This is a genomic window from Xanthobacter sp. NM-25 (genome assembly GCF_022138605.1).
GTDB lineage: Bacteria > Pseudomonadota > Alphaproteobacteria > Rhizobiales > Xanthobacteraceae > Xanthobacter.
Genome location: NZ_JACBFS010000004.1, coordinates 1 through 22,377, shown reverse-complemented (window position 1 = coordinate 22,377; position 22,377 = coordinate 1). Strand labels below are relative to the sequence as shown.

The window sequence follows — 22,377 nt, the reverse complement described above, 5'->3', positions numbered from 1 at the left end:
GCACCTTATGTATGCCGATTATATGGCGTGCTCCATGCATGCCGGTGCCGGGTGGTTATGATAGACAGGAAGCCAGACGTCGCCGCAGCGCAGCGACAGCCGGGGGGTGAGGAATGGGCGCATCGACCCGCATCGACGCCATGCTGGCGTTGCGCAGTGAGGGCCGCTTTCTGGTGGGGCGCGATCGCATCGCCATTCTGGAGGCGGTGGCCCAGCACGGCAGCATCACCGAGGCGGCCAAGGCTTTGGGATTCAGCTACAAGACCGCATGGGATGCGGTGGCCGCCATCAACAACCTCATGCCCCGCCCGGTGCTGATTACCCGGGCCGGCGGCAAGCGCGGCGGCGGCGCCACCCTCACCGAGGAAGGCCATCGGCTCATCGCCGCATTCCGGCGCCTCGAAGACAAACTGGCCCGCATCTCCACCCTCATTGCCGAGGAGGGGCTGGACAGCCACACGGATTTGCTGTTCTGGAGCGTGGCCATGAAGACCAGCGCGAGAAACGTCTTTCATTGCACCGTGCGGGAGGTGCGCCGGGCGCCGGTGAATGTGGAGGTGGTGCTTCAGGTTTCCGAGGCCCATTCCATCGTCGCCGTCATCACCAATGAGAGCGCCGATGACCTCGGCATCACGGTGGGGCGGGAAGCCGTCGCCCTGGTGAAGGCCTCGTTCGTAATGCTCGCCCGCCCCGAGCCGCACCTGCGCCTGTCCACCAGCAACGTCATTCAGGGCAAGGTGCTGGAGCGGATCGACGGCGGCGTGAACAGCGAGATCGTCATCGATCTCGGCGGCGGCAAGACCCTCACCTCCATTATCACTCGCTCGGGCGCCGATGCCATGGGCCTGAAAGCCGGCGAAGACGTCTGCGCCTTCTTCAACACCTCCCAGGTCATCCTCGCGGTGGATTGAGAGCCGTCTGGCCCGCCAGGACACGCGCGGCGCAGCACCTTGCAAAAGCTGGAGCGGCGGGCCGCGCAAACGCGACCCGCCGCTCATCCGAGACCGTCTGTGCCGGCTGCACCTGCCTTTCGCGGAGCGGCGGACGCCCTGGAGCCGGAGAGCAAGGATAGCTCCAGACCCTCACGCCGCACGCGAAACAGCGGCCGCCGGAACGGGCGACCCGGTTTCCAGGCCGATCAGGCGGCGATGTCCGCCGTCAACTGATCGAAGGTCGGGCGCGGAATGCGGAAGAAGCCACGGCCGTTGGCCAGGGTCTGATAGTGTTGCGGCACGCCCATATAAAGCAGATTGAACCATTCCCGATCGGTCATGGCCTCCGGCCGCCCATCGATGGTGAAGATCTCGGCGCTGGGCCAGAAGCGAACGTGGATGAGAACTTCACTGGGTTCTTCGACAAAAGCAGTCGTCGGCTCGACAATCTTCGCAAGCGCCGTCATCGACAGTCTCCGGATCGCGGTGTCACGGGGATGGGGCAATGACAGTGTCATATATTTTCTTTACATAACGGGTCAAGGCACGAAAAGCGGCACGCTGCTTTTTTCATCTTTCGCGGCGCCATGTATAGGAAGTGCATGCAAGGCGGGTCCAAAATGGTTGTTCATGCGGCACTGAAAACCCGCCCGGCGCCTTGAAGGACATCAAGTTCTGCGGAAAGCTGCGGCATTTCCGGTGCACCGAAGCTCATGCCCCCCTCGTCCGCCCGCCCACCAGTCGACGCCCCCATCGGCACCCGCCCGCGCCGTGTGATGCTGGCCTGGGAACAGGGGCGGGGATTCGGCCACACCACGCGCCTGCGGGTGCTGGCCGAGCCCCTGATGGCCCGGGGCATCGAGGTGGTGGCGGTGGTGCGCGATCTCGCCCTTGCCCGCCCTCTGCGCGATGCCGGGGTGCGGCTGATCGAAGGGCCGCCCTGGGCGCCGCCGGCCCCGCAGCCGGGCGATGACGTCCCCGCCTCCGCCACCATCACCGACGCCCTCGCCGCCTTCGGCCTGCGCGACCCGGACAGCGTGCGGCCGGTGCTGGCGCGCTGGCGCGCCCTTCTCACCGCAGAGCGGCCGGACCTGGTGGTCTGCGATTACGCCCCCCTCGCCACCTGCGCCGCGCGGGGCTTCGCCCCCATCCTGCAGACCGGCTCTGCGGTGTTCATGCCCCCGGCGCATCTGGAGCGCATGCCGCTGCTGCACGACTTCGCCCCGCCCCGCCATGGGGACGCGGCCCTGTGCGACACCCTCAACCGCTGCCTGCGTGCCGAGGGGCTGCCGCCGCTGGATCGCATCGGCGACCTGTTTGGCGGCTCGGCCTGCTTCGTCGCCTCCTTCCCGCTGCTCGATCCGTATGTCGACCTGCGCGGGCGCGATGCGGACGGCCCCCTCCTCACCGGCGACTGGCAGCCGCAGCAGCCCACGGCCGCGGGCATCTTCGCCTACCTGCATCCGGACGTGGCGAGCCTACCGCAGGTCCTCGCCATGCTGCGCGCGCTCGGGCCGCGGTTGGAGATGCATATCCCCCTGGTGCGGGCCCCGTTGCAGGCGGCGCTGGAAGAGGCCGGCGCCCGGGTGCATGTCCAGCCGGTGGCCATCGGCCCCACCCTCGCCCGCGCGCGAATGATCCTGCACCAGGGCAATGCGGGAGTGGCCACCGATGCGCTGCTGGCGGGCATTCCCCAGTTCTCCATGGGCCAGCACATTGAGCATCACTTGAACGGCTCGGCCCTCACCGCCGCCGGCGTAGGGCGGCACGTCAATCTGTTCGATCCCGCCTGTCGCATCAGTGCGGACGATGTGCTGACGGTGCTGCACGACGACGACATGGCACTGCTCGCCGGCGCCGCGGCGACCATGCACCGGCCCCTGCTGAACCCCTCCCCCCGCGCCCGGCTGCTGGCCACCTGCCTCGCGCTGCTGTGAGCACGGCGCCGCGGCGTCAATAGCCGTAGGGCGGTGGGATCTGCTGTTCGATGGGGTGGAGCACGTAGTCCTGCCCCTGCTGCGAGGCCTGCTCGACGATGAGATCCGCCTCGCCCTGCAGCCGGGTGTTGGAGGAGCGGCAGGTGGCCACCGCCAGATCCAGCGTCGTCTGCCCCTGGGCCGGCCGCGAGCAGGGATGGGCGGCCGCGGCGGTGACCGGCATGTCCGGCGGCGGCGCCTGCCGGCGCCCGCCGGTCTGGCCCGGACGGCTGCGGGTTTCCGCCAGCAGCGCGTCCATCTCCGCCTGCGGCACCCGCGCCGGAGCGGAAATGCCCTGCCCGCTCACATCCACCATGAAGCCGGGCCGGCGCAAGGTCACGCTCTGGCCACCGGGGCCCACCACGTCCAATTGGCCGAACTGCAGCACCGCGCGGGTGACGCCGTCGCGATGGGCGAAGGTGGCGACGCCGCCCCGGATGCCGATGGTGGCAACCGGCGTGCGCACGCTCGCCGCCCCGCCATGGCTCGCCTGGCCGCCGACGAAGCGCAGGGTGCCCTTGGCGAGATCCACCGCCATGGAGCCGGCATCGCGGGCGGGATCGAACACGAACTGGTCGATCACCAGATCGGACCGCGGACCGATGTTGAGGGTGGTCTTGTCGAGAAACACCACCTGAACCGTGCCACTCTCGGAGGTCTGCACCCGCTCGTTGCGAATGATGGGCGAACCGAGCTGGAGCGTGCGGGCGCCGGATGCGCCGACGCCGGTGGAGCGGGGGTTCACGGCGGCGGCGGTGCCGACGGTCTGCTGCGCCAGCGCGGCATCACTCGCCGCCACCAGAGCCAGGGAAGCGACCGACGCCAAAAGACGGGCGGGTGTGCTGATGGGCATGATCGACGCTCCTCAGAACCGCACGTTCGGGCCGACCGAAATGCTGAAATTGTTGAACTGATAGTTCGGCAAGGCGGAATCCGACCACGTGTACTGTACCTGGGTCAGCACGCCGAACAGCTCGTGCACCGGCACATCAAGGGCGAGGCCCACGCGATACTGGTCATCGGTGCGGGTGATGAAGCGGGAGACGAACGGGTTCGCCGCGTCGAAATCGTAGCGGGAATAGCCGATGCTCGGAATGGCGAGCCAGCGCTTGACGCCCCACAGGCCCTCGAACTCGATGGGCAGGGCCAGATCCACCGCGAAATTGTCGTAGCCATACCAGGGCACGTCGGCGCTGGCGTCGTTATAGGCGAGGCGCATGCGCCAGCGCACGCTGTCGGTGAGGGCGCCGAACAGATTGGCGCCCAGGGTCCACATCTCCCCACTCTGCAGCCCGGCGGTGGGATAATCGGCCGTGTCGTTGTAATTGCGCTGGCGCAGTTCCACGAATGGCTCGATGCCCAGCGGCGCATAGGCCGGCCCTGGCTGCAGGGTGCCGAAATGGAACGGCAGCAGCAGCGAGGCGCCCACGCCATAGGTGCCAAGATAGCTCGCCCCGCCCAGGCTGACCCCGCCCAGAATGCCGTAGGCCCGCACCGAGGAGCCGGGCAACGCATCCGGCAGCAGAGCGAAGCGCGGGCCGGAATTGAACTCGACGAAGCCCAGGTTCAGCCGCTCCAGATCGAACTGCTGAGAATAATAGAGATTGAGATTGCTTTCCCAGACATCACCCCTCTGGGTGCCGAAATCATAGACGTGGCGCACGGTGGCGAGACCGAACACGCTGCCATCTGCCTTAGCGGCGTAGCTGGGCGGCAGCAGCGCCGCCACGTCGTCGCCGATGACGATGCGGCTGGAGGGGCCATAACTGGCGTTGGACTGGTAACGCACCCCCGCCTGCGCGTAGAGGCTCCACTGGTTCGGCGCGAGCCGACGCTCGATCTCGGTGAGATAGGCCGCCACATTCTCCCGCTCGCTGGCGCTGAGCTGCCCGGAGGCGGCCAGTGGGGCGAAATAGCTGCGGGCAGTCTCATAGGAGCCGAGCCGGTAATAGAGCCGCGCCAGCTGCAGGCGCACCTGCACCAGCTGCGGATCAAAATCCACCACGCGCTCATAAATGCCGATGGCGGCTTCATAATCGCCGCGCGCCACCGCCTGCTCGGCGGCGGCGTAGGCGAGCCGCACATCGCCGGGGTTGCGCATGGAGCGCTGATAGAGCGCCTGTGCATCCTCTCCGGCGCCATCGGCCGTGGCCGGCTGCGCATGCGCGCCCGCGCCAAGCGCGCAGCCCAGCGCCAGTGCACCCATTCCACCGGCGTGCCGCAGCCAGCCGCGCGCCCTCTTTCCCGAGACCAGCATAGCGATTTTCCAGCTAGTGCTGGCAAGGCCCCGCCCCTTGCCTTCCCTTTTCTTTTAACATTCGGAAACAAAAAAGGGGATTCCGTAGAGGAACAGAGCGCGCCAAACGGCACTCTTTGCCTGCCTGATCCGCATTTTTGTCACACTGCGCTGTGTTCGACGCCAGAATGCTACCACTGAAGCGGTAGTATTCGGCAGACAACCGGAAGGTTGAGATCAACGGATCTCGCGCGGGGGCGGCAAAGGCAGAGGCGCCGCGGTCGCAGGGCCGGGGGACTGGCCAGCCCGTGCCCCGTCCACCGCCTCCAGAACCGCCTCGAACGCCAGTTGCGCCAGACACCCATAGCCGGCATCGTTCATGTGGAAGCCATCCCAGGCGAACAGGGCGCGAAAGCCCTTGGGGTCGGCCGCCGCCCACGCCTTCATCATCCGGTAGCGCCCCAGCACGGTGATGCCGCGCGCCTGCGCGGCGCTGTTCACGGCCGCCACGAACTGCTCGTAGCGCGGCACGCTGAGGATGGCGCGGAAATACTGCTGGTCCACCACCATCACCGCCACATCGGCCGCCTGGGCCGCTGCCAGGCCGTCGGTCACCATGGTCGCCAGCCGCTCCGGCGTGCCGCCGAAGATCACGTCATTGGTGCCCACCTGCCAGATCACCAGATCCGGTGTCTCCGGCGCCTGCAGGAAGGCCTGCAGCCGCTTCAGCGTGGCCGGAGAGCTTTCTCCCGAGACCCCGGCGTTCGTCACCTCCACGCGCCCCTCGCCCAGCGCCGCGCCAAGCCGATCGGCCAATTGGGCGGGAAAGGTGAGATTCGGCCGGGACGCCCCGACACCAGCCGTGCTGGAGGAGCCGATGGCCAGAATGCGCAGCGGCAGCCCCGCCCGCAGCCGCTCCACGGCACCGGCCCGCAGTACTAAAGGCGGCTCCGGCCGCGCCTCCGGCGGACAGGCCCGCGCCGGCGCAGCCCCCAGCGCCCCAGCCACCAGGACAGCCGCCACGAGACCCCGTGCGGCGACTCCGCGCGCTGCAAGCCTCCGTGCTGCAAATCGCCATGCAGGAAACTGCTTTGCCGGAAGCGCGGCGACCGCGATCCGCCACCGGCCCGGCATCGCCGCCACGATCGGATCGCCGCGCATTGCCTGGGCGCCGCTGCCGTCGGCGCCCCCGCGCCCACACTGCCATTTCATGAAGCTTCGCCCACCCTGCCCGCGCCCGGCCGCCACACGCCGGCGCCTGAGCGCGCATCGGCGCATTAACATAGGCAACGCCCCCGGCTCAAGGCGAACCCCTTGATTGGGCGTGGCATTCAGATGATTTTCGGATTTTCGCGACGGAGAAGATGGCGGGAGTGACGGGGCTCGAACCCGCGACCTCCGGCGTGACAGGCCGGCGCTCTAACCAACTGAGCTACACCCCCGAACCGGTGCGACACTGTCCGTCGCGCCGTCGAGGACCGCTTGATAGGTTAGGTGCCCTCGTTTCGTCAAGCGAGCGGCTGCGTTTTTGTGACAAGGGTGTGGATAGCTTTGCCCCTTTCGCGGGGAAATCCGCGCGGCGCCTCGGTTCCCGCGGCGGATCCAGCCTGTTGCACCGCAGGCGTGCGGCGTCCGCTGCCCAGCGTGAGGCGGCGACCCGACTGCAGGACTCGCCGCACATGATTCTGAAAGTACTGAGAAATGGGGGACTGGTGGGCGGTGACGGGCTCGAACCGCCGACCCTCTCGGTGTAAACGAGATGCTCTACCAACTGAGCTAACCGCCCGGATGCGGAGGCCTGTGCCGCGCGCCGATCGCTGCGGGCGAGGCCCGGCTGCCGGTGAAAGCCATATAAGCTGCGCCAGCCGGCGCGTAAACCTCAGCGAGGGGAACCTCAGGCGGCCGCTCCGCCCGCCGTATAGACCATCAGACCGGCGTTCGCCGCCCGGGCTGCACCGGGCCATCTCCGTGACCAGCCTCAGCCGCGCTGCACGGCCCGACAAGCGGCACGCGGCTCAGCAGGTGCAGTGAGCGCCCCCACAGCCCCGAACGCCATCCAGCGCCCCCGAAACACAAAGGGCGCGCCACCACGGCGCGCCCCTTTCATCCCTGAACGGCGCACCTCGAAAGATGCGCCCGCAGGATCTCGCCGCGCGGCAGGCGGCGCGGCCAGCCGTACGATCACTCGTTGACGGCTTCCTTGAGGCTCTTGCCGGGGGTGAACTTCGGCGCCTTGGAGGCGTTGATCTTCACCGGCTTGCCGGTGCGCGGGTTGCGGCCTTCGCGGGCGGCGCGGGTGACCACCGAGAAGCTGCCGAAACCGATCAGCTTGACTTCCTCGCCCTGCTGGAGCGCCTTGGCGATGATGTCGAAGGTGGCGTCCACAGCCGCAGCCGCAGCCGTCTTCGTCAGCTTGGCCTCTTCAGCCACCGCAGCGATCAATTCGTTCTTGGTGGTCATCTGACCATTCCCTTCCGTTGTCAAAACGCGAATCGTGAGGGGCGCGGCCCCTGCCGATCGGCGCGAGCATCACGGAAAATATGGCATTTGCAAGCGCGATCGGGGCCAAACCCGCACCAATGCACGATTTCTCAGTGTGCGAGCGCAAAAAAATGACGGGCGGCGCACAGGGTGCGCCGCCCGTCGATTTTGGCTAAGTGGTTGAAACTGCTCAGTGAGCAACCACGCCGGAGGCATCTTCGCCCGCCACCGGCGCATTCACCGGCTTCTCTTCCCAGGTGATGGGCTCCGGAGGCCGCACCAGGGCGTTGGCGAGCACTTCATCCATCCGCGAGACCGGCACGATCTCCAACGCATTCTTCACGTTGGCGGGCAGGTCCGCGAGGTCCTTGGCGTTCTCCTCAGGGATCAGCACCTTCTTGATGCCGCCCCGCAGCGCCGCCAGGAGCTTCTCCTTGAGGCCGCCGATGGGCAGCACCCGGCCGCGCAGGGTGATCTCGCCCGTCATGGCCACGTCACGCCGCACGGGAATGCCGGTCATCACCGAGACGATGGCGGTGGCCATGGCCACGCCCGCCGACGGGCCGTCCTTCGGGGTCGCCCCTTCGGGAACGTGCACGTGGATGTCACGGCGCTCGAACAGCGGCGGCTCGATGCCGAAGTCCACCGCCCGCGAGCGGACATAGGACGCCGCCGCCGAGATGCTCTCCTTCATCACGTCACGCAGGTTGCCGGTGACCGTCATCTTGCCCTTGCCGGGCATCATGAGGCCCTCGATGGTCAGCAGCTCGCCGCCCACCTCGGTCCAGGCGAGGCCGGTGACCACCCCCACCTGATCCTCGGTCTCCATTTCGCCGTAGCGATAGCGCGGCGCGCCGAGGAAATCCTCGAGGTTCTTGGCCGTGACCTTCACCGACTTCTTCTTGGAGAGCATCAGCTCCTTCACCGCCTTGCGGGCGAGGGTGGAGATTTCGCGCTCCAGGTTTCGCACGCCCGCCTCGCGGGTGTAGCGCCGGATCAGGGTCATCAGGGCCGCGTCGTCGATGGCCCATTCCTTCGCCGCCAGGCCGTGCTTCTGCAGGGCGTTGGGGATCAGATGCTTGCGCGCGATCTCGGCCTTCTCGTCCTCGGTGTAGCCGGCGATGCGGATCACCTCCATGCGGTCCAGCAGGGCCGGCGGGATGTTCAGCGTGTTCGCCGTCGTCACGAACATCACGTTCGAGAGGTCGTAATCCACCTCCAGATAGTGGTCCGCGAAGGTCTTGTTCTGCTCGGGGTCGAGCACCTCAAGCAGGGCCGAGGACGGGTCGCCACGGAAATCGGCCCCCATCTTGTCGATCTCATCCAGCAGGAACAGCGGGTTGGCCTTTTTGGCCTTGCGCATGGACTGGATGATCTTGCCCGGCATGGAGCCGATATAGGTCCGCCGGTGGCCGCGGATCTCCGCCTCGTCCCGCACGCCGCCGAGGGCAACGCGCACGAACTCACGGCCCGTCGCCTTGGCGATGGACTTCCCGAGCGAGGTCTTGCCGACACCGGGCGGGCCGACAAGGCACAGGATGGGACCCGTGAGCTTGTTGGCGCGGCTCTGCACGGCGAGATACTCGACAATGCGCTCCTTGACCTTGTCCAGGCCATAGTGATCGGCGTCCAGCACCTCCTGGGCGTAGTTCAGATCCTTCTTGATCTTGCTCTTCACGCCCCACGGGATGGACAGAAGCCAATCCAGATAGTTGCGCACCACGGTGGCTTCCGCCGACATGGGCGACATCTGCCGCAGCTTCTTGAGCTCGTGGGTGGCCTTCTCACGCGCCTCCTTGGTGAGCTTGGTCCGCTTGATGCGGTCTTCCAGCTCCTGGAGGTCGTCCTTGCCGTCCTCGTCGCCCAGCTCCTTCTGGATCGCCTTCATCTGCTCGTTGAGGTAGTACTCGCGCTGGGTCTTCTCCATCTGCCGCTTGACGCGGGAGCGGATGCGCTTTTCCACCTGCAGCACGGAGATCTCACTCTCCATGAGGCCGAGCACCTTCTCCAGCCGATCGGACACCTTCACGGTCTCCAGCACCCCCTGCTTTTCGGGGATCTTAACGGCCAGATGCGAGGCGATGGTGTCGGCGAGCTTCGAGTGATCCTCGATCTGGCCGACCACGCCCACCACCTCAGGCGAGACCTTCTTGTTCAGCTTCACATAATTTTCGAACTCGGTGATCACCGAGCGCGCCAGGGCCTCGGCCTCCACCTGATCGCCGGAGGCATCCTCCAACATCATCGCCTCGGCCTCGTAGAGATCGGTGCGATCGGTGTAGCGCGAGACCTGGGCGCGGGAGACGCCCTCCACCAGCACCTTCACGGTGCCATCCGGCAGCTTCAGCAGCTGCAGCACGGTGGCCAGCGTGCCGACGCCATAAATGGCCTCGGGCGCCGGATCGTCATCGGAGGCATTTTCCTGAGTGGCCAGGAGAATGTAGGTGTCGCCGCGCATCACCTCTTCGAGGGCGCGGATAGACTTCTCGCGACCCACGAACAGGGGAACAATCATATGGGGAAACACCACGATGTCCCGCAGCGGGAGCACCGGGTAGGTTTGCGACACACCGGCAACGAGCGGGGGGCGCGGCTTCTGGCTCGTCATGACCCAATCCTTTCAAATCGCACACGCGAAGACGCTGCCGCGCGCGTGCGCAGCCGGATACCGGAACGGCTTTTCAATGCTGAAGCGGCGGAAGCCGCAGAGGGCATGAGGTCCGAGCACGGAGACCGGAGCTTTCCCGATGAAGATGGACATGCCGCCAGCCCGTTTCAAGGGCTGGAGGGAACACCCGCGAAGAACCACACGGGGTGAGGGACGAACGGCCTTAAAATCAAAGAGCAGGGTGTCCCCCGCGCGGACGGCGCGGGGGAAGCGTTTGGAAATGTCGCCGTCAGGCACTGGCGCCCGCGTCACCGACGCGGTCCGCATAGATGTAGAGCGGCCGGGCGTTCTGCTCGACGACCTCGCGGGAGATCACCACTTCCTCCACACCCTCGAGCCCAGGCAGGTCGAACATGGTGTCGAGCAGGATGCCTTCCATGATGGAGCGCAGGCCGCGGGCGCCGGTCTTGCGCTCGATGGCCTTGCGGGCGATGGCGCCCAGCGCCTCCTCGTGGATGGTGAGATCCACATTCTCCATCTCGAACAGCCGCTGATACTGCTTCACCAGCGCGTTCTTCGGCTCGGACAGGATCTTCTTCAGCGCTTCCTCGTCCAGGTCCCCCAGCGTCGCCAGAACCGGCAGACGGCCGATGAACTCGGGGATGAGGCCATACTTCAGCAGATCCTCGGGCTCCACCTCGCGGAACACCTCACCGGGGCGACGATCCTCGGGCGGGGCCACCTTGGCGGCGAAGCCGATGGAGGTCGAACCCTTGGAGCGCGACGAGATGATCTTGTCGAGCCCAGCAAAGGCGCCGCCGCAGATGAACAGGATGTTAGTGGTATCCACCTGCAGGAACTCCTGCTGGGGATGCTTCCGGCCGCCCTGGGGGGGGACCGAGGCCACCGTACCTTCCATGATCTTCAGCAGGGCCTGCTGCACGCCCTCGCCCGACACGTCGCGGGTGATGGACGGATTGTCGGATTTGCGACTGATCTTGTCGATCTCGTCGATGTAGACGATGCCGCGCTGCGCCCGCTCCACATTGTAGTCGGCCGCCTGCAGCAGCTTGAGGATGATGTTCTCCACATCCTCGCCCACATAGCCCGCTTCCGTCAGGGTCGTGGCGTCGGCCATAGTGAATGGCACATCGAGGATGCGCGCCAGGGTCTGCGCCAGCAGGGTCTTGCCCGAGCCGGTGGGGCCGATGAGCAGGATGTTCGACTTGGCGAGTTCCACATCCCCATGCTTGGTGGCGTGGTTCAGGCGCTTGTAGTGGTTGTGCACCGCCACCGAGAGGACCTTCTTCGCGTGGTCCTGGCCGATGACATAGTCATCGAGGACCTTGCGGATCTCCTTCGGGGTCGGGATGCCATCCCGCGACTTCACCAGAGAGGACTTGGACTCTTCCCGGATGATGTCCATGCACAGCTCGACGCACTCGTCGCAGATGAACACGGTCGGTCCGGCGATGAGCTTCCTGACCTCATGCTGGCTTTTGCCGCAGAACGAGCAATAAAGCGTGTTCTTGCTGTCGCTGCCGCCGGTCTTGCTCATCTTCGTCTCCTACGATCTTCCGATACGGACACAAAGCGCGCCTGTGTCGTACAGATCACCAGTGGGGGGTTGGGCGAAGCAAGAACCTCGCCAACCCCGATATGGGCATTGGCCATTGATCAGCCAACCACCCTCCGGCGACACGATCAAGGCGGAAGATTGATTTTCCCCGCCACGTCCCAGGACCTGGTTAAAGGCGATCCCGAAACGCGATCCTCACCGTGTCGCCGACCGGCCATCGACTGCCCGGTTTCCACAGGCGGGCGACGGCGCCGCCCCGTGGAGACCTGAAACGCAACGGCCCCCGCCTTGTGGCGAGGGCCGACACGCGGCATCCGATGCCGGCTTACTGACATGCAAGCGCGATCCTGCACCGCACGCAAGAGGAACGATGCGTAATCGCAGCCGCGAAGACAGCCTCAGGCCACCTTCGCCGCGTCGTCGCCGGGGCGCTTGTCGATCACCGAATCGATCAGGCCGAACTCCTTGGCGGCTTCCGCCGTCATGAAGTTGTCGCGCTCCAGGGCGTCCTCGATCACCTGGAAATCGCGCCCGGTGTGCTTCACGTAGATTTCATTGAGGCGCTTCTTCAGGCTCAGGATCTCCTGGGCGTGAAGCATGATGTCCGTGACCTGGCCCTGGAAGCCGCCAGACGGCTGATGCACCATGATTCGCGCGTTCGGCAGAGCGAAGCGCATGTCCTTCTCACCCGCCGTCAGCAGCAGCGAGCCCATGGACGCCGCCTGGCCGATGCACAGGGTCGACACCGCCGGCTTGATGAACTGCATGGTGTCGTAGATGGCGAGGCCCGATGTCACCACTCCCCCGGGGGAGTTGATGTACATCGAGATTTCCTTCTTGGGATTGTCCGCCTCCAGGAACAACAGCTGCGCCACCGCCAGGGTGGACATGCCATCTTCCACCGGGCCGGTGAGGAAGATGATGCGTTCCTTCAAAAGGCGCGAATAAATGTCATAGGAACGTTCGCCACGGTTGGTCTGCTCGACCACCATGGGAATGAGGTAATTCATATAAGTATCAACGGGATCACGCATCTTTTGTCCTCGGGCGCGGTTGGTCCGGAAGGGCACTTCCGGCGCGCAATCATGCTCTGGCGCTAGCGGTGGCGCACCAAGGCGCGCCACCCGGGTTCATGGTGAGGACAAAAGCCGCCTGATCCCTCAGGCCGCCTTGTCCTCATCCTCCGCCTTGTACAGCTCCTCCTTGGTGACCGGCTTTTCGGTCACCTGGGCGAGCTCCAGGAGGAAATCGATGACCTTCTCCTCAAACAGGGGCGCACGCACGGAAGCCAGCGCCTGCGGATTGCGGCGATAGAACTCCCACACCTGCTGCTCCTGGCCGGGAAACTGGCGCGCCCGTTCCACCACGGCGCGGGACACCTCGTCATCGGCAACCTGGATATTGTTCCGCTCGCCGATTTCCGCAAGGACCAGACCAAGGCGCACACGCCGTTCGGCGATCTTGCGATAGTCGGCGCGGGCCTCCTCCTCGGTGGTGCCTTCGTCGGCGAACGAGCGCTTCTGGCTGGCCAGATCCTGCTGGACCTGGTTCCACACACCCTCGAACTCCTGGTCGAGCAGGCCCTCCGGCACGTCGAACTTGTGCATGGTGTCGAGGGCGTCCAGCAGCGCGCGCTTCACCTTCTGGCGGGCGACGCCGGCATGCTCCGCACCGATGCGCTCACGCACCATGCCCTTGAGCTTCTCCAGGTCTTCCATGCCAAGGGTCTTGGCGAACGCGTCATCGATGGAGACCGCGCCGGGGGCTGCCACCGCCTTGCAGGTCACCTCGAACGAGGCGGCCTTGCCGGCCAGTTCGGCCGCGCCGTAATCCTCGGGGAAGGACACGGACAGGGTGCGATTCTCACCGGCGGAAATGCCCACCAGCTGCTCTTCAAAGCCAGGAATGAAGCCCTTGGAGCCCAGCACCACGTCGATGTCGGTGCCTTCACCGCCTTCAAACTTCTCACCGTCCACATAGCCGGTGAAGTCGATGGTCACGCGGTCGCCGGTCTCGGCGGCACCGGTCTTCGGCTCGAACGGGCGGTTGGAATCGGCGATGCGCTGGATGGTCTCGTCCACCTCGGCGTCGGAGACTTCGAGCACCGGCTTCTCGACCGCAATCTCCTTGAAATTGCCCAGCTCGATCTTGGGCAGGATCTCCAGCGCCAGATCGTAAACGAGGTCCTTGCCGCCATCCAGCAGGCCCTGGCCCTGGGCGTCGTCTTCAGGCAGGGTCACCTTCGGCTGCAGGGCGAGACGGAAGCCGCGCTCCTCGACGATCTTGCCGTTGCTCTCGTTGACGGTCTGCTCGATCACCTCGCTCATGACCGACTTGCCGTACACGCGCTTGAGATGCGCCGCCGGCACCTTGCCCGGGCGGAAGCCGTTCAGCTTCACCTGGCCCTTGAGCTCGTTCAGGCGCGCCTCGGCCTTGGCGTCCAGGTCCGCGGCGGGAACCACCACGCGGAACGCGCGCTTGAGGCCTTCGGCTTGGGTCTCGGTCACCTGCATCGTCTTGCCTTCACATCCTTGCCGCCGCTGACGGGCGGAACCTGAAATCCATGGGCTCCTCGGGTATCGCGCGCGAGGATCTACGACCTTCCGGAGAAGACCGGGCCGACCGGGCCCCAGATCGAGGCCCATCAGCCGACCGCCCTTCGTCACCGCCGCCAAGGCAGCGTGCGCGAACGGGAACGACCCTGGCGCACCGGCATCTGGTGCGGGCGGAGGGTTTCGAACCCCCACGACTTGCGTCACGGGAACCTAAATCCCGCGCGTCTACCAGTTCCGCCACGCCCGCTTGCCGCAACCTGCGCCATTCGGCACCGGCTGACACCTTTGGCGCATTCCACGCCGCGCTGGCCGCCCCGAAAAGGCGGCCACACCCATAGGAGGCTCGACCGGGCGCGCAAGCGCCGGTCGGGCCGCGGCTTATATCATGGTCTACGCGGCGCGCAGCAATAAAATGCGGGCGCCGACGCCGCGCCGGGTCGCGCGCGTGCGGCCGCGTACTGCTTCTGCGGTGGTTGTGCCTTGCCCTTTGCTGCGGCCCGGCCCAAGCTCCCATCGGGCCGCGTGGCACCGCGGCCCAGCGGCGGCCCGAACCGTCGCCGCGCCTGAAGGCCACGGCCCTTTGGAGAACCCCGCGTGACGACGCACACCTTCTCCCGCAGACTGCTGCTGAAGGGCGCGGGCGCCCTCGCCTGCACCAGCTCGCTCGCCCCCCTCGGCACCGCCGCCGCGCAGACCACGGCGGTGCCGCTGAATGCCGCGTCCGCGCAACGGCCCGAGCTGGCGGGCCAGGGGCCCCTCGCCCTCTTCAACGATGCCCTGCCCGGCCCCCTGCTGCGGGTGAGGAAAGGCGATCCCCTGGCGGTGCAGCTGCAGAATGGCCTCGACGCGCCGCTCTCCCTGGTGTGGCATGGCGTACGCACCACCAAGGGCGCCGCGCCGACGGCGGCGGTTTCGCCCGGCGCCCAGCAGCAGCTGACCCTGGTTCCCCGCGATGCCGGCACCTACTGGTACCATGCAGCCGCGCCGGCGCAGGCACATCGCGCCCTGGCGGGCCCGCTGGTGGTGCTGGAACCGGGCGCCCCGGCCTATGATTCGGACCACGTCCTGTTCATCCAGGGCTTTCCGCCGGCCAGCGGTCTGCCACTGTTTCCGGTGAATGGGGCCATCTCGCCCACCTTCGAGGGCCCGGCGGACGGCCGCACGCGGCTGCGCCTCATCAATGCGACACCGCTGTTCCTGCCGCTGCGGGTGGATGCCCCTGCCGCCTATGTGATCGCGGTCGATGGGCAGCCGGCCGAGCCGTTCGCCCCCAAGGACAATCGCCTGCAGCTTGCCCCCGGCGGCCGGATCGATCTCGCGGTGAGCCTCGGCGATGCCAATCCCGCCCGGTTGCTCCTGGACACGGCCGCCGAGCCGGTGCAGCTCGCCATCGTCAGCCCCGTCGGCGCCGGCGGCACACCTGCCGATGGTCCGCCCCCGCCCCTGCCGGCCAACGACCTGCCGAAGACGCTGCCGTTTGCCAATGCCGCGCGGTTCACACTGAAGATCGGCGGGGCAACGGCCGCGCCGATCGGCCCTGTGAAGGCGGGCCAGGTGGTGGTGCTCACCCTGGATAATGCCCTCGACACGCCGGTGGCGGTGCGCATCGATGGGCATCCCGTGCGCCTGCTCGATGCGGTTTACGACGGCTGGAGCCCCTGGTGGCACGACACCGTGCCGGTCGCGGCCAAGAGCACCCGCCGCATCGCCTTCCTGGCGGACACCGCCGGCCAATGGGCCATCGTCGCCCAGCGTGGCGGCGACGGCGCCACGCTGACGACGACCACCTATCAGGTCACGGCCTGAGGCCGCCGGTCTCGGTCAGACCACCCCGTGGGCTTCGTAAAGGCGGGTGTAGACCACGCGCAGAGCCTCGGGCAGATCATCGGCGATCAGCCCCGGCCCCGCGACGCGCGCAGCCTCGCCGTGGATCCACACCGCCGCCGCAGCGGCTTCGAACGCCGGCATGCCCTGGCAGAGCAGGCCGGTGACGAAGCCAGCCAGCACATCGCCCGCGCCTGCGGTCGCGAGATAAGGCGGCGCATTCTCGGCGATGGCGGCGCGCCCATCCGGCGCCGCCACCACCGTATCGGCCCCCTTGAGCACGATGACCGCGCCGAGCTGCGCCGCGGCGGCCCGCGCCCGGGCGAGCTTGCCCGGCAGCGCCAGCAGGGCCTCCCCCTCGAACAGGCGCGCGAACTCGCCGTCGTGCGGCGTCACGATCATCGCCTGCGCCGTCGTCGCCAGGGCCGCCAGGGCCCACGGCGCGCCCGCATAGGAGGTCAGCGCATCCGCATCCAGAACGAGCCGGCGTCCGGGCGCGGCGATCTCCACCTTGCGCCGGGTCTCCGGCCCCACGCCCAGCCCCGGCCCGAGCAGCACCGTGTGAAGCCGGCTGTCGGCGAGCAGGTCGGCGAGCCCCGCGGCATCCTCCATGGGCCGCGACATGATGGCGGCGTAGGATGCCGCCTGCAGGGGCAGCACCTCACGCGGGCAGGCGATGGTGACCAGCCCCGCCCCCGCCCGCAGGGCGCCGCGGGCCGCGAGCCGGGCGGCGCCGGAGGTCCAGGCCGGCCCACTTACCACCACGGCATGCCCGCGGCTGTATTTGTGCCCGCCCGCCTGGGGCACGGGAAAGACCTCGTCCCAGAGCTGCGGGGCATTCACCGCCGTGGGTGGACGAATCTCGTTCAGCACCGCCTCCGGAATGCCGATGTCGGCCACCCGCACCTTGCCGCACAGGCTCCGTCCCGGCTCCAGCAGATGCCCCGGCTTGCGGCGGAAGAAGGTCACTGTGTCCTCGGCCGGCGCGACGGCGCCACGGATCTGGCCGGTGGCGCCATCGAGGCCCGAGGGCAGGTCCACCGCGACGATGGGCCGGCCCGACACCGCCATGCGCTCCACCAGCGCCCGCGCCGTGCCATCCAGATCGCGCGCCAGGCCGGCGCCGAACAGCGCGTCCACCAGAACGTCGGCTGCGGCGAGGTCCGCTCCTTCCGCCGGCTCCACCGGCCCGCTCCATTGGCCAGCGACCACTGCCGCGTCGCCCCGCAGCGCCGTCCGGGGACCCAGCAGCGCCACCCGCACCCGATAGCCCCGCTGACTGAGGATGCGGGCGGCGACAAAGCCATCGCCCCCGTTGTTTCCCGGCCCGCACAAGACCAGTATGCGAGCGTCCAGCGCGCGCCTGGCCACCACGTCGGCCACCGCCCGCCCGGCGCTCTCCATCAACCGCAGGGACGGCACGCCCATGGCCACCGCTGCGCGATCGGCGCGGCCCATTTCCTGTGGATCAAGAAGCGCACACACCCCTGCCCCCTCTCGGCAATGCCTAGTTCGTGCACATTGTTGCCGAAGGTCGCACGAATTTTCTGCCTTTTCTGTAGGCATATTGAACGTTTTTAGTGCACATAAGAGCTCAATCTTCGCCCTGGGATGGCATGTCCCCTAGAATGGGCGGGTGGCACACATCCTGCTTAACAGTGGCCGGCTCAACCATGCGGCGGAGGGTTGAGCTAGGGGAGACGGAGCGCATGAAGAAGATCGAGGCGATTATCAAACCCTTCAAGCTCGATGAGGTGAAAGAGGCATTGCAGGACGTGGGCCTGCAGGGCATCACCGTCACCGAGGCCAAGGGGTTTGGGCGGCAGAAGGGCCACACGGAGCTTTATCGCGGTGCCGAGTACGTGGTGGATTTCCTGCCCAAGGTAAAGATCGAGGTCGTGCTCGCCGACGAAATGGTCGATAAGGCGGTCGATGCCATCCGCCGTGCGGCGCAGACCGGACGGATCGGCGACGGCAAGATCTTCGTGTCATCCGTCGAGGAAGCGATCCGCATCCGCACCGGCGAGACCGGCCTCGACGCGATCTGACCGCTCCGAGAAAAATCCAAAGTTTTCCGCAGAAAGGTAGACATTCACATGACGACCAAGACGGCCAAGGACGTCCTCGACCTCATCAAGAGCGAGGATGTGAAGTACGTCGACCTGCGCTTCACCGATCCGCGTGGCAAGTGGCAGCACGTCACCTTCGACATCTGCATGGTGGACGAAGAGTTCCTCACCGAGGGCACGGCGTTCGACGGCTCCTCGATCGCCGGTTGGAAGGCCATCAACGAGTCCGACATGCTGCTCATGCCGGACCCGACCACCTGCTGCATCGACCCCTTCTTCTCCGAGACGACCCTGTCGATCGTCTGCGACGTGCTGGAGCCCACCACCGGCCAGCCCTATGGCCGTGACCCGCGCTCCATCGCCCGCAAGGCCGAGGCCTATGCCCAGTCGACCGGCATCGGCGACACCGTGTTCTTCGGCCCCGAGGCCGAGTTCTTCATCTTCGACGACGTCCGCTTCAAGGCCGATCCCTACAACACCGGCTTCAAGCTCGACTCGGTGGAGCTGCCCACCAACGCCGACACCGAATATGAGGGCGGCAACCTCGGTCACCGCGTGAAGACCAAGGGCGGCTACTTCCCGGTTCCCCCGATCGACAGCGCTCAGGACATGCGTTCCGAGATGCTGGCCTCCATGGCCAAGATGGGCGTGACGGTCGAGAAGCACCACCACGAGGTGGCTTCCGCGCAGCACGAGCTGGGCATGAAGTTCGCCACCCTGGTGAGCATGGCCGACCAGATGCAGGTCTATAAGTACTGCATCCATCAGGTCGCCAACATCTATGGCAAGACTGCCACCTTCATGCCGAAGCCGGTGTTCGGCGACAACGGCTCGGGCATGCACGTCCACCAGTCCATCTGGAAGGAAGGCAAGCCGCTCTTCGCCGGCGACAAGTATGCGGACCTGTCCCAGGAATGCCTGTGGTACATCGGCGGCGTCATCAAGCACGCCAAGTCCATCAACGCCTTCACCAACCCGCTGACCAACTCCTACAAGCGTCTGGTCCCGGGCTATGAAGCTCCGGTGCTGCTGGCCTACTCGGCCCGCAACCGCTCGGCCTCTTGCCGCATCCCCTACACCAACAACCCGAAGGCCAAGCGCGTCGAGGTCCGCTTCCCCGACCCGGGCGCGAACCCCTACCTCGCCTTCGCCGCTCTGTTCATGGCCGGCATGGACGGCATCCTGAACCGGATCGACCCCGGCCAGGCCATGGACAAGGACCTCTACGATCTGCCCCCGGCGGAGCTCAAGGAGATCCCGACCGTGTGCGGCTCGCTGCGTGAGGCCCTCGCCTCGCTCGCCGCCGACCACGAGTACCTGCTGAAGGGCGATGTCTTCCAGAAGGACTTCATCGAATCCTACATCGATCTGAAGATGGCCGAAGTGATGCGTTTTGAAATGACGCCCCACCCGGTCGAATTCGAGATGTACTACTCGGTCTGAGGCCTGCGCCTCTTCGGTGCCCCGTCCGCGGGGCACCGGCTGATGTGCACGCCGTGCACGTTATCCTGCAGACTTGGGCGTCCCTGGTGGGCGCCCATTTTCTTTTTCGCGACACCCCCATCCGTTGCCCACGCGCGGCCACGCAATGCGCCCTGCAGGCACCCTGGACCTCCCTCTCAGCACCTGCCCAGAGACACGGTGATGGCCGGCTCGCATGCCTTTGGAAAACTCCATTGAGGTGCTTGCAGAGGCGAAGCCCCCCCCCTATAAGCGCAATGCGTCAGCGCCCTTCGTCTATCGGTTAGGACGCCACCCTTTCACGGTGGAGAGAGGAGTTCGATTCTCCTAGGGCGCGCCACGCTGTTTTTGTGCCTGAAATCCTAGCATTTTCAGTGGGTTAGCGGAAGCTGCGTTGGCTATGGGACCCCATGCGGGACCCCAGCCGGGACCCCATAAGCGCGTCGATGAGTCGGGCAAGGGGCTGGCAAGCGGGCTTCAAGAGCTGGTCATGGGCCGTTGCGGGCCTGAAACAAAACAACAGATCGCGGGACGGACAAGCCGGAGTAGACCGATCGGTCCGCCCTCCCGCGCCCCTCACCCAGCCTCCTCCCGCTACGCGGGTCCCTCCTGAAGCACCCGATACACACTCGCCCGGCCAATCCCGAGGCGCCCGGCGATCTCCGTGGGGCTCACGCCCTCGCCCTTGAGCCTCCGCACCTCATCGGCCTTGGCCCGTGCCGTGGGCTTCCTGCCGCGGTACTTGCCCTCAGCCTGAGCCTTAGCGATGCCCGCCCGTTGGCGTTCCAGCATGAGGCTGCGCTCAAACTCCGCTACGGCCCCGAACAGGGACAGCGTCAGGCGCCCGGAAGCGCTCGTGGTGTCCATCTGGCTGCCCCCGAGGTTGCGGATGACAAGGCCCACGCCCTTGGCGTCGAGGGCGCCCACGATCTGCCATAGGTGTGTGATGGATCGAGCGAGCCTATCGAGCTTGCAAACCACCAGGGTGTCGCCCTCGCGGACGAAGTCCAAGGCCCGTTCCAGCTCCGGCCGGGACGCGGCAACGGCGCTGACGTGCTCCTTGAAGACGCGCTCGCATCCTGCCGCCTGCAGCTCGGTCACCTGGGCATTGAAGCCTGCGTGTTGTTCGTCAGTGCTCACCCGCGCGTAGCCGACATACATCGTCCTGTTCTCCCCTTCCCGTGTCTCTCTAGGGGGCTCCCCTGCGAGACGGTGTGGAGGGCGTCCGATAGGGTCCATTCCGGAGTTTCGGACGCCTCGTCTCACAGGGCCTTGAGCCCTATTGAGGGACCCACGCAGTGGGCTGCGGCATCGCCTGTGCGGCCTCTCTGGCGGCTTGGGTGATGCGGGCACTGCGCACCCTGTCCCCCACGTTCGCTGAACGCTCACGCTCACGCCGTTCGGCCCGCAGCTCTCGGGCGTAGGCTTTCACGAACACCCGGTTGAACTCCCGCAGGCGCCGGAAGGCCGCGTCATAGACCGCCTTCCCCCGCTGCCATTCCCGAGAGAACTTCACCTCGTCGGGGGTGAGGCCAAGCACGGTGCGATGGTCGCCCCGCAGATGGTCCAGCCACGCCCCCGCACGGGCCACGCTCGCCTCAAGGGCGGCCTGTAGGGCCTTGGCTTCGTCAAAGGTCATGGTGCTATCGGTCACTGTCAGCTTTCCTCAAGTTGTTGGGAAGTGTTCGTGGGCCGATCGTCGCTCCGAACATGAGAAAAGACTGATTCGTCTCGTTGGAACTGTCAAGCTCAATTCTGAGACATTCTTGATTTTTCTCAGGAGTTGTTGATGTTCAATACAGATTTAGTCAGACCGTCAACTTACGACAGAAGCGGAATAACGCAGGCATGTGGGCGCGTGTACATGCGTTGCGGGCGCCTGTGCTGGCGCTGCGGGTGGGCGTGACTTGCCCTTCACGCGCGGTTTGCCGTTTCGCGCGACCATTTCGCGTGGGCGCGAGGGGGCACGGGGGGTACCGCGCGGGCTTTTATCTATCGATGGGCACTTCAGAAATTTCCGCCAAATGTCCGCACACTCCGTAGAGCCCACCTTGGAGCCCGCCTTTAGGAGGCGCGACACGTTCAGGAGGGTGACGGGCGCTCAATCTCTGTCTGGGAAAAATTCCCCGCACAGGCCGAAGCCTCTGGCACAAGGGAAAGCAAGTGGAGGCGTAGAGCCAAGGGGTCGGACCTTGGAGGCTCCACCGCCACTGTCCCTCAGGTGGAGGACAGGTCACCTAGGAACGGCCGCACGATGTCTTCCAGCCGCCCTTTCTGGCCGGGCTGTATGAGACCCATGGCCTTTGCCATGCCGATAGCGTCCGCCATGCGCTGGATTTGCACCTGCCGCTTCAGGTCGTCGAAGGCCCGGGCTTCCAGGGTGTTGTAAGCGGCGATGTAGGCCTTCTTGAACTGGCGGGCCTTGGCACCGGTGAAGCCTAGGACGAGGTCGGTGAAGCCGTCCCGGTCCATGTTGAAGGAGCGCAGATTACGGCCGGTGGGGTCTGTATAGGAGCTGGCGTTAAAATTAACGGCTGAACCGCGCCGGGATTGTCGGAGGCTTCCACTCCTGAGAGATTGAAGCCACGATGAGCAAGACGACGAACAAGTTCTCCGCCGAGGTCCGTGCCCGCGCGGTTCGGTTGGTGCTGGAGCA

19 protein-coding genes and 4 tRNA genes are annotated in these 22,377 nt (G+C 66.4%); 6 read left to right on the top strand and 17 right to left on the bottom strand.

Annotated features, from left to right (window positions below):
* Nucleotides 1-113: 113 nt before the first annotated feature.
* Nucleotides 114-911 (top strand): TOBE domain-containing protein, encoded by a 798-nt coding sequence (locus MEU52_RS11805; RefSeq protein WP_238122494.1) that lies wholly within the window; start codon nucleotides 114-116, stop codon nucleotides 909-911.
* Between the two features lie 227 nt (nucleotides 912-1,138).
* Here the strand turns inward: MEU52_RS11805 and MEU52_RS11800 are convergent, their stop codons facing one another.
* Entirely contained in the window at nucleotides 1,139-1,399 is a 261-nt protein-coding gene (locus tag MEU52_RS11800; protein WP_238122493.1) for a hypothetical protein, read from the bottom strand.
* A 246-nt stretch (nucleotides 1,400-1,645) separates the two neighbouring features.
* Here MEU52_RS11800 and MEU52_RS11795 point away from each other — a divergent pair, with 246 nt between their 5' ends.
* Complete coding sequence (locus MEU52_RS11795) at nucleotides 1,646-2,869, top strand: hypothetical protein (protein WP_238122492.1); 1,224 nt, start codon at nucleotides 1,646-1,648, stop codon at nucleotides 2,867-2,869.
* 16 nt (nucleotides 2,870-2,885) lie between these two features.
* Here the strand turns inward: MEU52_RS11795 and MEU52_RS11790 are convergent, their stop codons facing one another.
* The 12 genes from MEU52_RS11790 to MEU52_RS11735 form a co-directional block, all read right to left on the bottom strand.
* Complete coding sequence (locus MEU52_RS11790) at nucleotides 2,886-3,761, bottom strand: FecR family protein (RefSeq protein WP_238122491.1); 876 nt, start codon at nucleotides 3,759-3,761, stop codon at nucleotides 2,886-2,888.
* A 12-nt stretch (nucleotides 3,762-3,773) separates the two neighbouring features.
* Entirely contained in the window at nucleotides 3,774-5,165 is a 1,392-nt protein-coding gene (locus MEU52_RS11785) for a tetratricopeptide repeat protein (protein WP_238122490.1), read from the bottom strand.
* A gap of 216 nt (nucleotides 5,166-5,381) precedes the next feature.
* Complete coding sequence (locus MEU52_RS11780; protein WP_238122489.1) at nucleotides 5,382-6,167, bottom strand: SGNH/GDSL hydrolase family protein; 786 nt, start codon at nucleotides 6,165-6,167, stop codon at nucleotides 5,382-5,384.
* Between the two features lie 342 nt (nucleotides 6,168-6,509).
* Nucleotides 6,510-6,586 (bottom strand) — tRNA-Asp (locus tag MEU52_RS11775).
* A gap of 268 nt (nucleotides 6,587-6,854) precedes the next feature.
* Nucleotides 6,855-6,930, bottom strand: a tRNA-Val gene (locus tag MEU52_RS11770).
* 395 nt (nucleotides 6,931-7,325) lie between these two features.
* On the bottom strand, nucleotides 7,326-7,604 hold the full coding sequence (locus tag MEU52_RS11765; RefSeq protein ID WP_238122488.1) for an HU family DNA-binding protein: 279 nt from the start codon (nucleotides 7,602-7,604) through the stop codon (nucleotides 7,326-7,328).
* A 211-nt stretch (nucleotides 7,605-7,815) separates the two neighbouring features.
* Entirely contained in the window at nucleotides 7,816-10,233 is a 2,418-nt protein-coding gene (lon, locus tag MEU52_RS11760) for an endopeptidase La (RefSeq protein WP_238122487.1), read from the bottom strand.
* A gap of 12 nt (nucleotides 10,234-10,245) precedes the next feature.
* On the bottom strand, nucleotides 10,246-10,386 hold the full coding sequence (locus MEU52_RS11755; protein WP_238122486.1) for a hypothetical protein: 141 nt from the start codon (nucleotides 10,384-10,386) through the stop codon (nucleotides 10,246-10,248).
* A 136-nt stretch (nucleotides 10,387-10,522) separates the two neighbouring features.
* The gene (gene clpX / locus MEU52_RS11750; RefSeq protein ID WP_238122485.1) at nucleotides 10,523-11,791 is read right to left on the bottom strand and encodes an ATP-dependent Clp protease ATP-binding subunit ClpX; all 1,269 of its coding nucleotides are present in this window, start codon (nucleotides 11,789-11,791) and stop codon (nucleotides 10,523-10,525) included.
* A 419-nt stretch (nucleotides 11,792-12,210) separates the two neighbouring features.
* On the bottom strand, nucleotides 12,211-12,846 hold the full coding sequence (locus tag MEU52_RS11745) for an ATP-dependent Clp protease proteolytic subunit (RefSeq protein ID WP_238122484.1): 636 nt from the start codon (nucleotides 12,844-12,846) through the stop codon (nucleotides 12,211-12,213).
* Nucleotides 12,847-12,972: 126 nt separating this feature from the next.
* Entirely contained in the window at nucleotides 12,973-14,325 is a 1,353-nt protein-coding gene (gene tig / locus MEU52_RS11740; RefSeq protein WP_238122483.1) for a trigger factor, read from the bottom strand.
* Between the two features lie 204 nt (nucleotides 14,326-14,529).
* Nucleotides 14,530-14,614, bottom strand: a tRNA-Leu gene (locus tag MEU52_RS11735).
* A gap of 347 nt (nucleotides 14,615-14,961) precedes the next feature.
* On the opposite strand from MEU52_RS11735, the gene MEU52_RS11730 reads away from it, so the two are divergent.
* On the top strand, nucleotides 14,962-16,173 hold the full coding sequence (locus MEU52_RS11730; protein ID WP_238122482.1) for a multicopper oxidase family protein: 1,212 nt from the start codon (nucleotides 14,962-14,964) through the stop codon (nucleotides 16,171-16,173).
* Nucleotides 16,174-16,188: 15 nt separating this feature from the next.
* Here the strand turns inward: MEU52_RS11730 and MEU52_RS11725 are convergent, their stop codons facing one another.
* Complete coding sequence (locus tag MEU52_RS11725; protein ID WP_238122828.1) at nucleotides 16,189-17,649, bottom strand: NAD(P)H-hydrate dehydratase; 1,461 nt, start codon at nucleotides 17,647-17,649, stop codon at nucleotides 16,189-16,191.
* Between the two features lie 251 nt (nucleotides 17,650-17,900).
* Here MEU52_RS11725 and MEU52_RS11720 point away from each other — a divergent pair, with 251 nt between their 5' ends.
* From MEU52_RS11720 to MEU52_RS11710, 3 genes are all read left to right on the top strand, one after another.
* Entirely contained in the window at nucleotides 17,901-18,239 is a 339-nt protein-coding gene (locus MEU52_RS11720) for a P-II family nitrogen regulator (protein ID WP_238122481.1), read from the top strand.
* Nucleotides 18,240-18,287: 48 nt separating this feature from the next.
* Entirely contained in the window at nucleotides 18,288-19,703 is a 1,416-nt protein-coding gene (gene glnA / locus MEU52_RS11715) for a type I glutamate--ammonia ligase (RefSeq protein ID WP_238122480.1), read from the top strand.
* Nucleotides 19,704-19,986: 283 nt separating this feature from the next.
* Nucleotides 19,987-20,061 (top strand) — tRNA-Glu (locus MEU52_RS11710).
* A gap of 254 nt (nucleotides 20,062-20,315) precedes the next feature.
* On the opposite strand, the gene MEU52_RS11705 is transcribed toward MEU52_RS11710, so the two are convergent.
* The 3 genes from MEU52_RS11705 to MEU52_RS11695 form a co-directional block, all read right to left on the bottom strand.
* Nucleotides 20,316-20,882 (bottom strand): recombinase family protein, encoded by a 567-nt coding sequence (locus tag MEU52_RS11705; protein WP_238122479.1) that lies wholly within the window; start codon nucleotides 20,880-20,882, stop codon nucleotides 20,316-20,318.
* A gap of 118 nt (nucleotides 20,883-21,000) precedes the next feature.
* Nucleotides 21,001-21,375 carry a hypothetical protein gene (locus tag MEU52_RS11700; RefSeq protein ID WP_238122478.1) on the bottom strand — a complete coding sequence of 125 codons (375 nt, stop codon included), beginning with the start codon at nucleotides 21,373-21,375 and terminating at the stop codon, nucleotides 21,001-21,003.
* Nucleotides 21,376-21,938: 563 nt separating this feature from the next.
* The coding region (locus MEU52_RS11695; protein WP_238122477.1) for a Rha family transcriptional regulator at nucleotides 21,939-22,377 on the bottom strand (439 nt) is incomplete at its 5' end.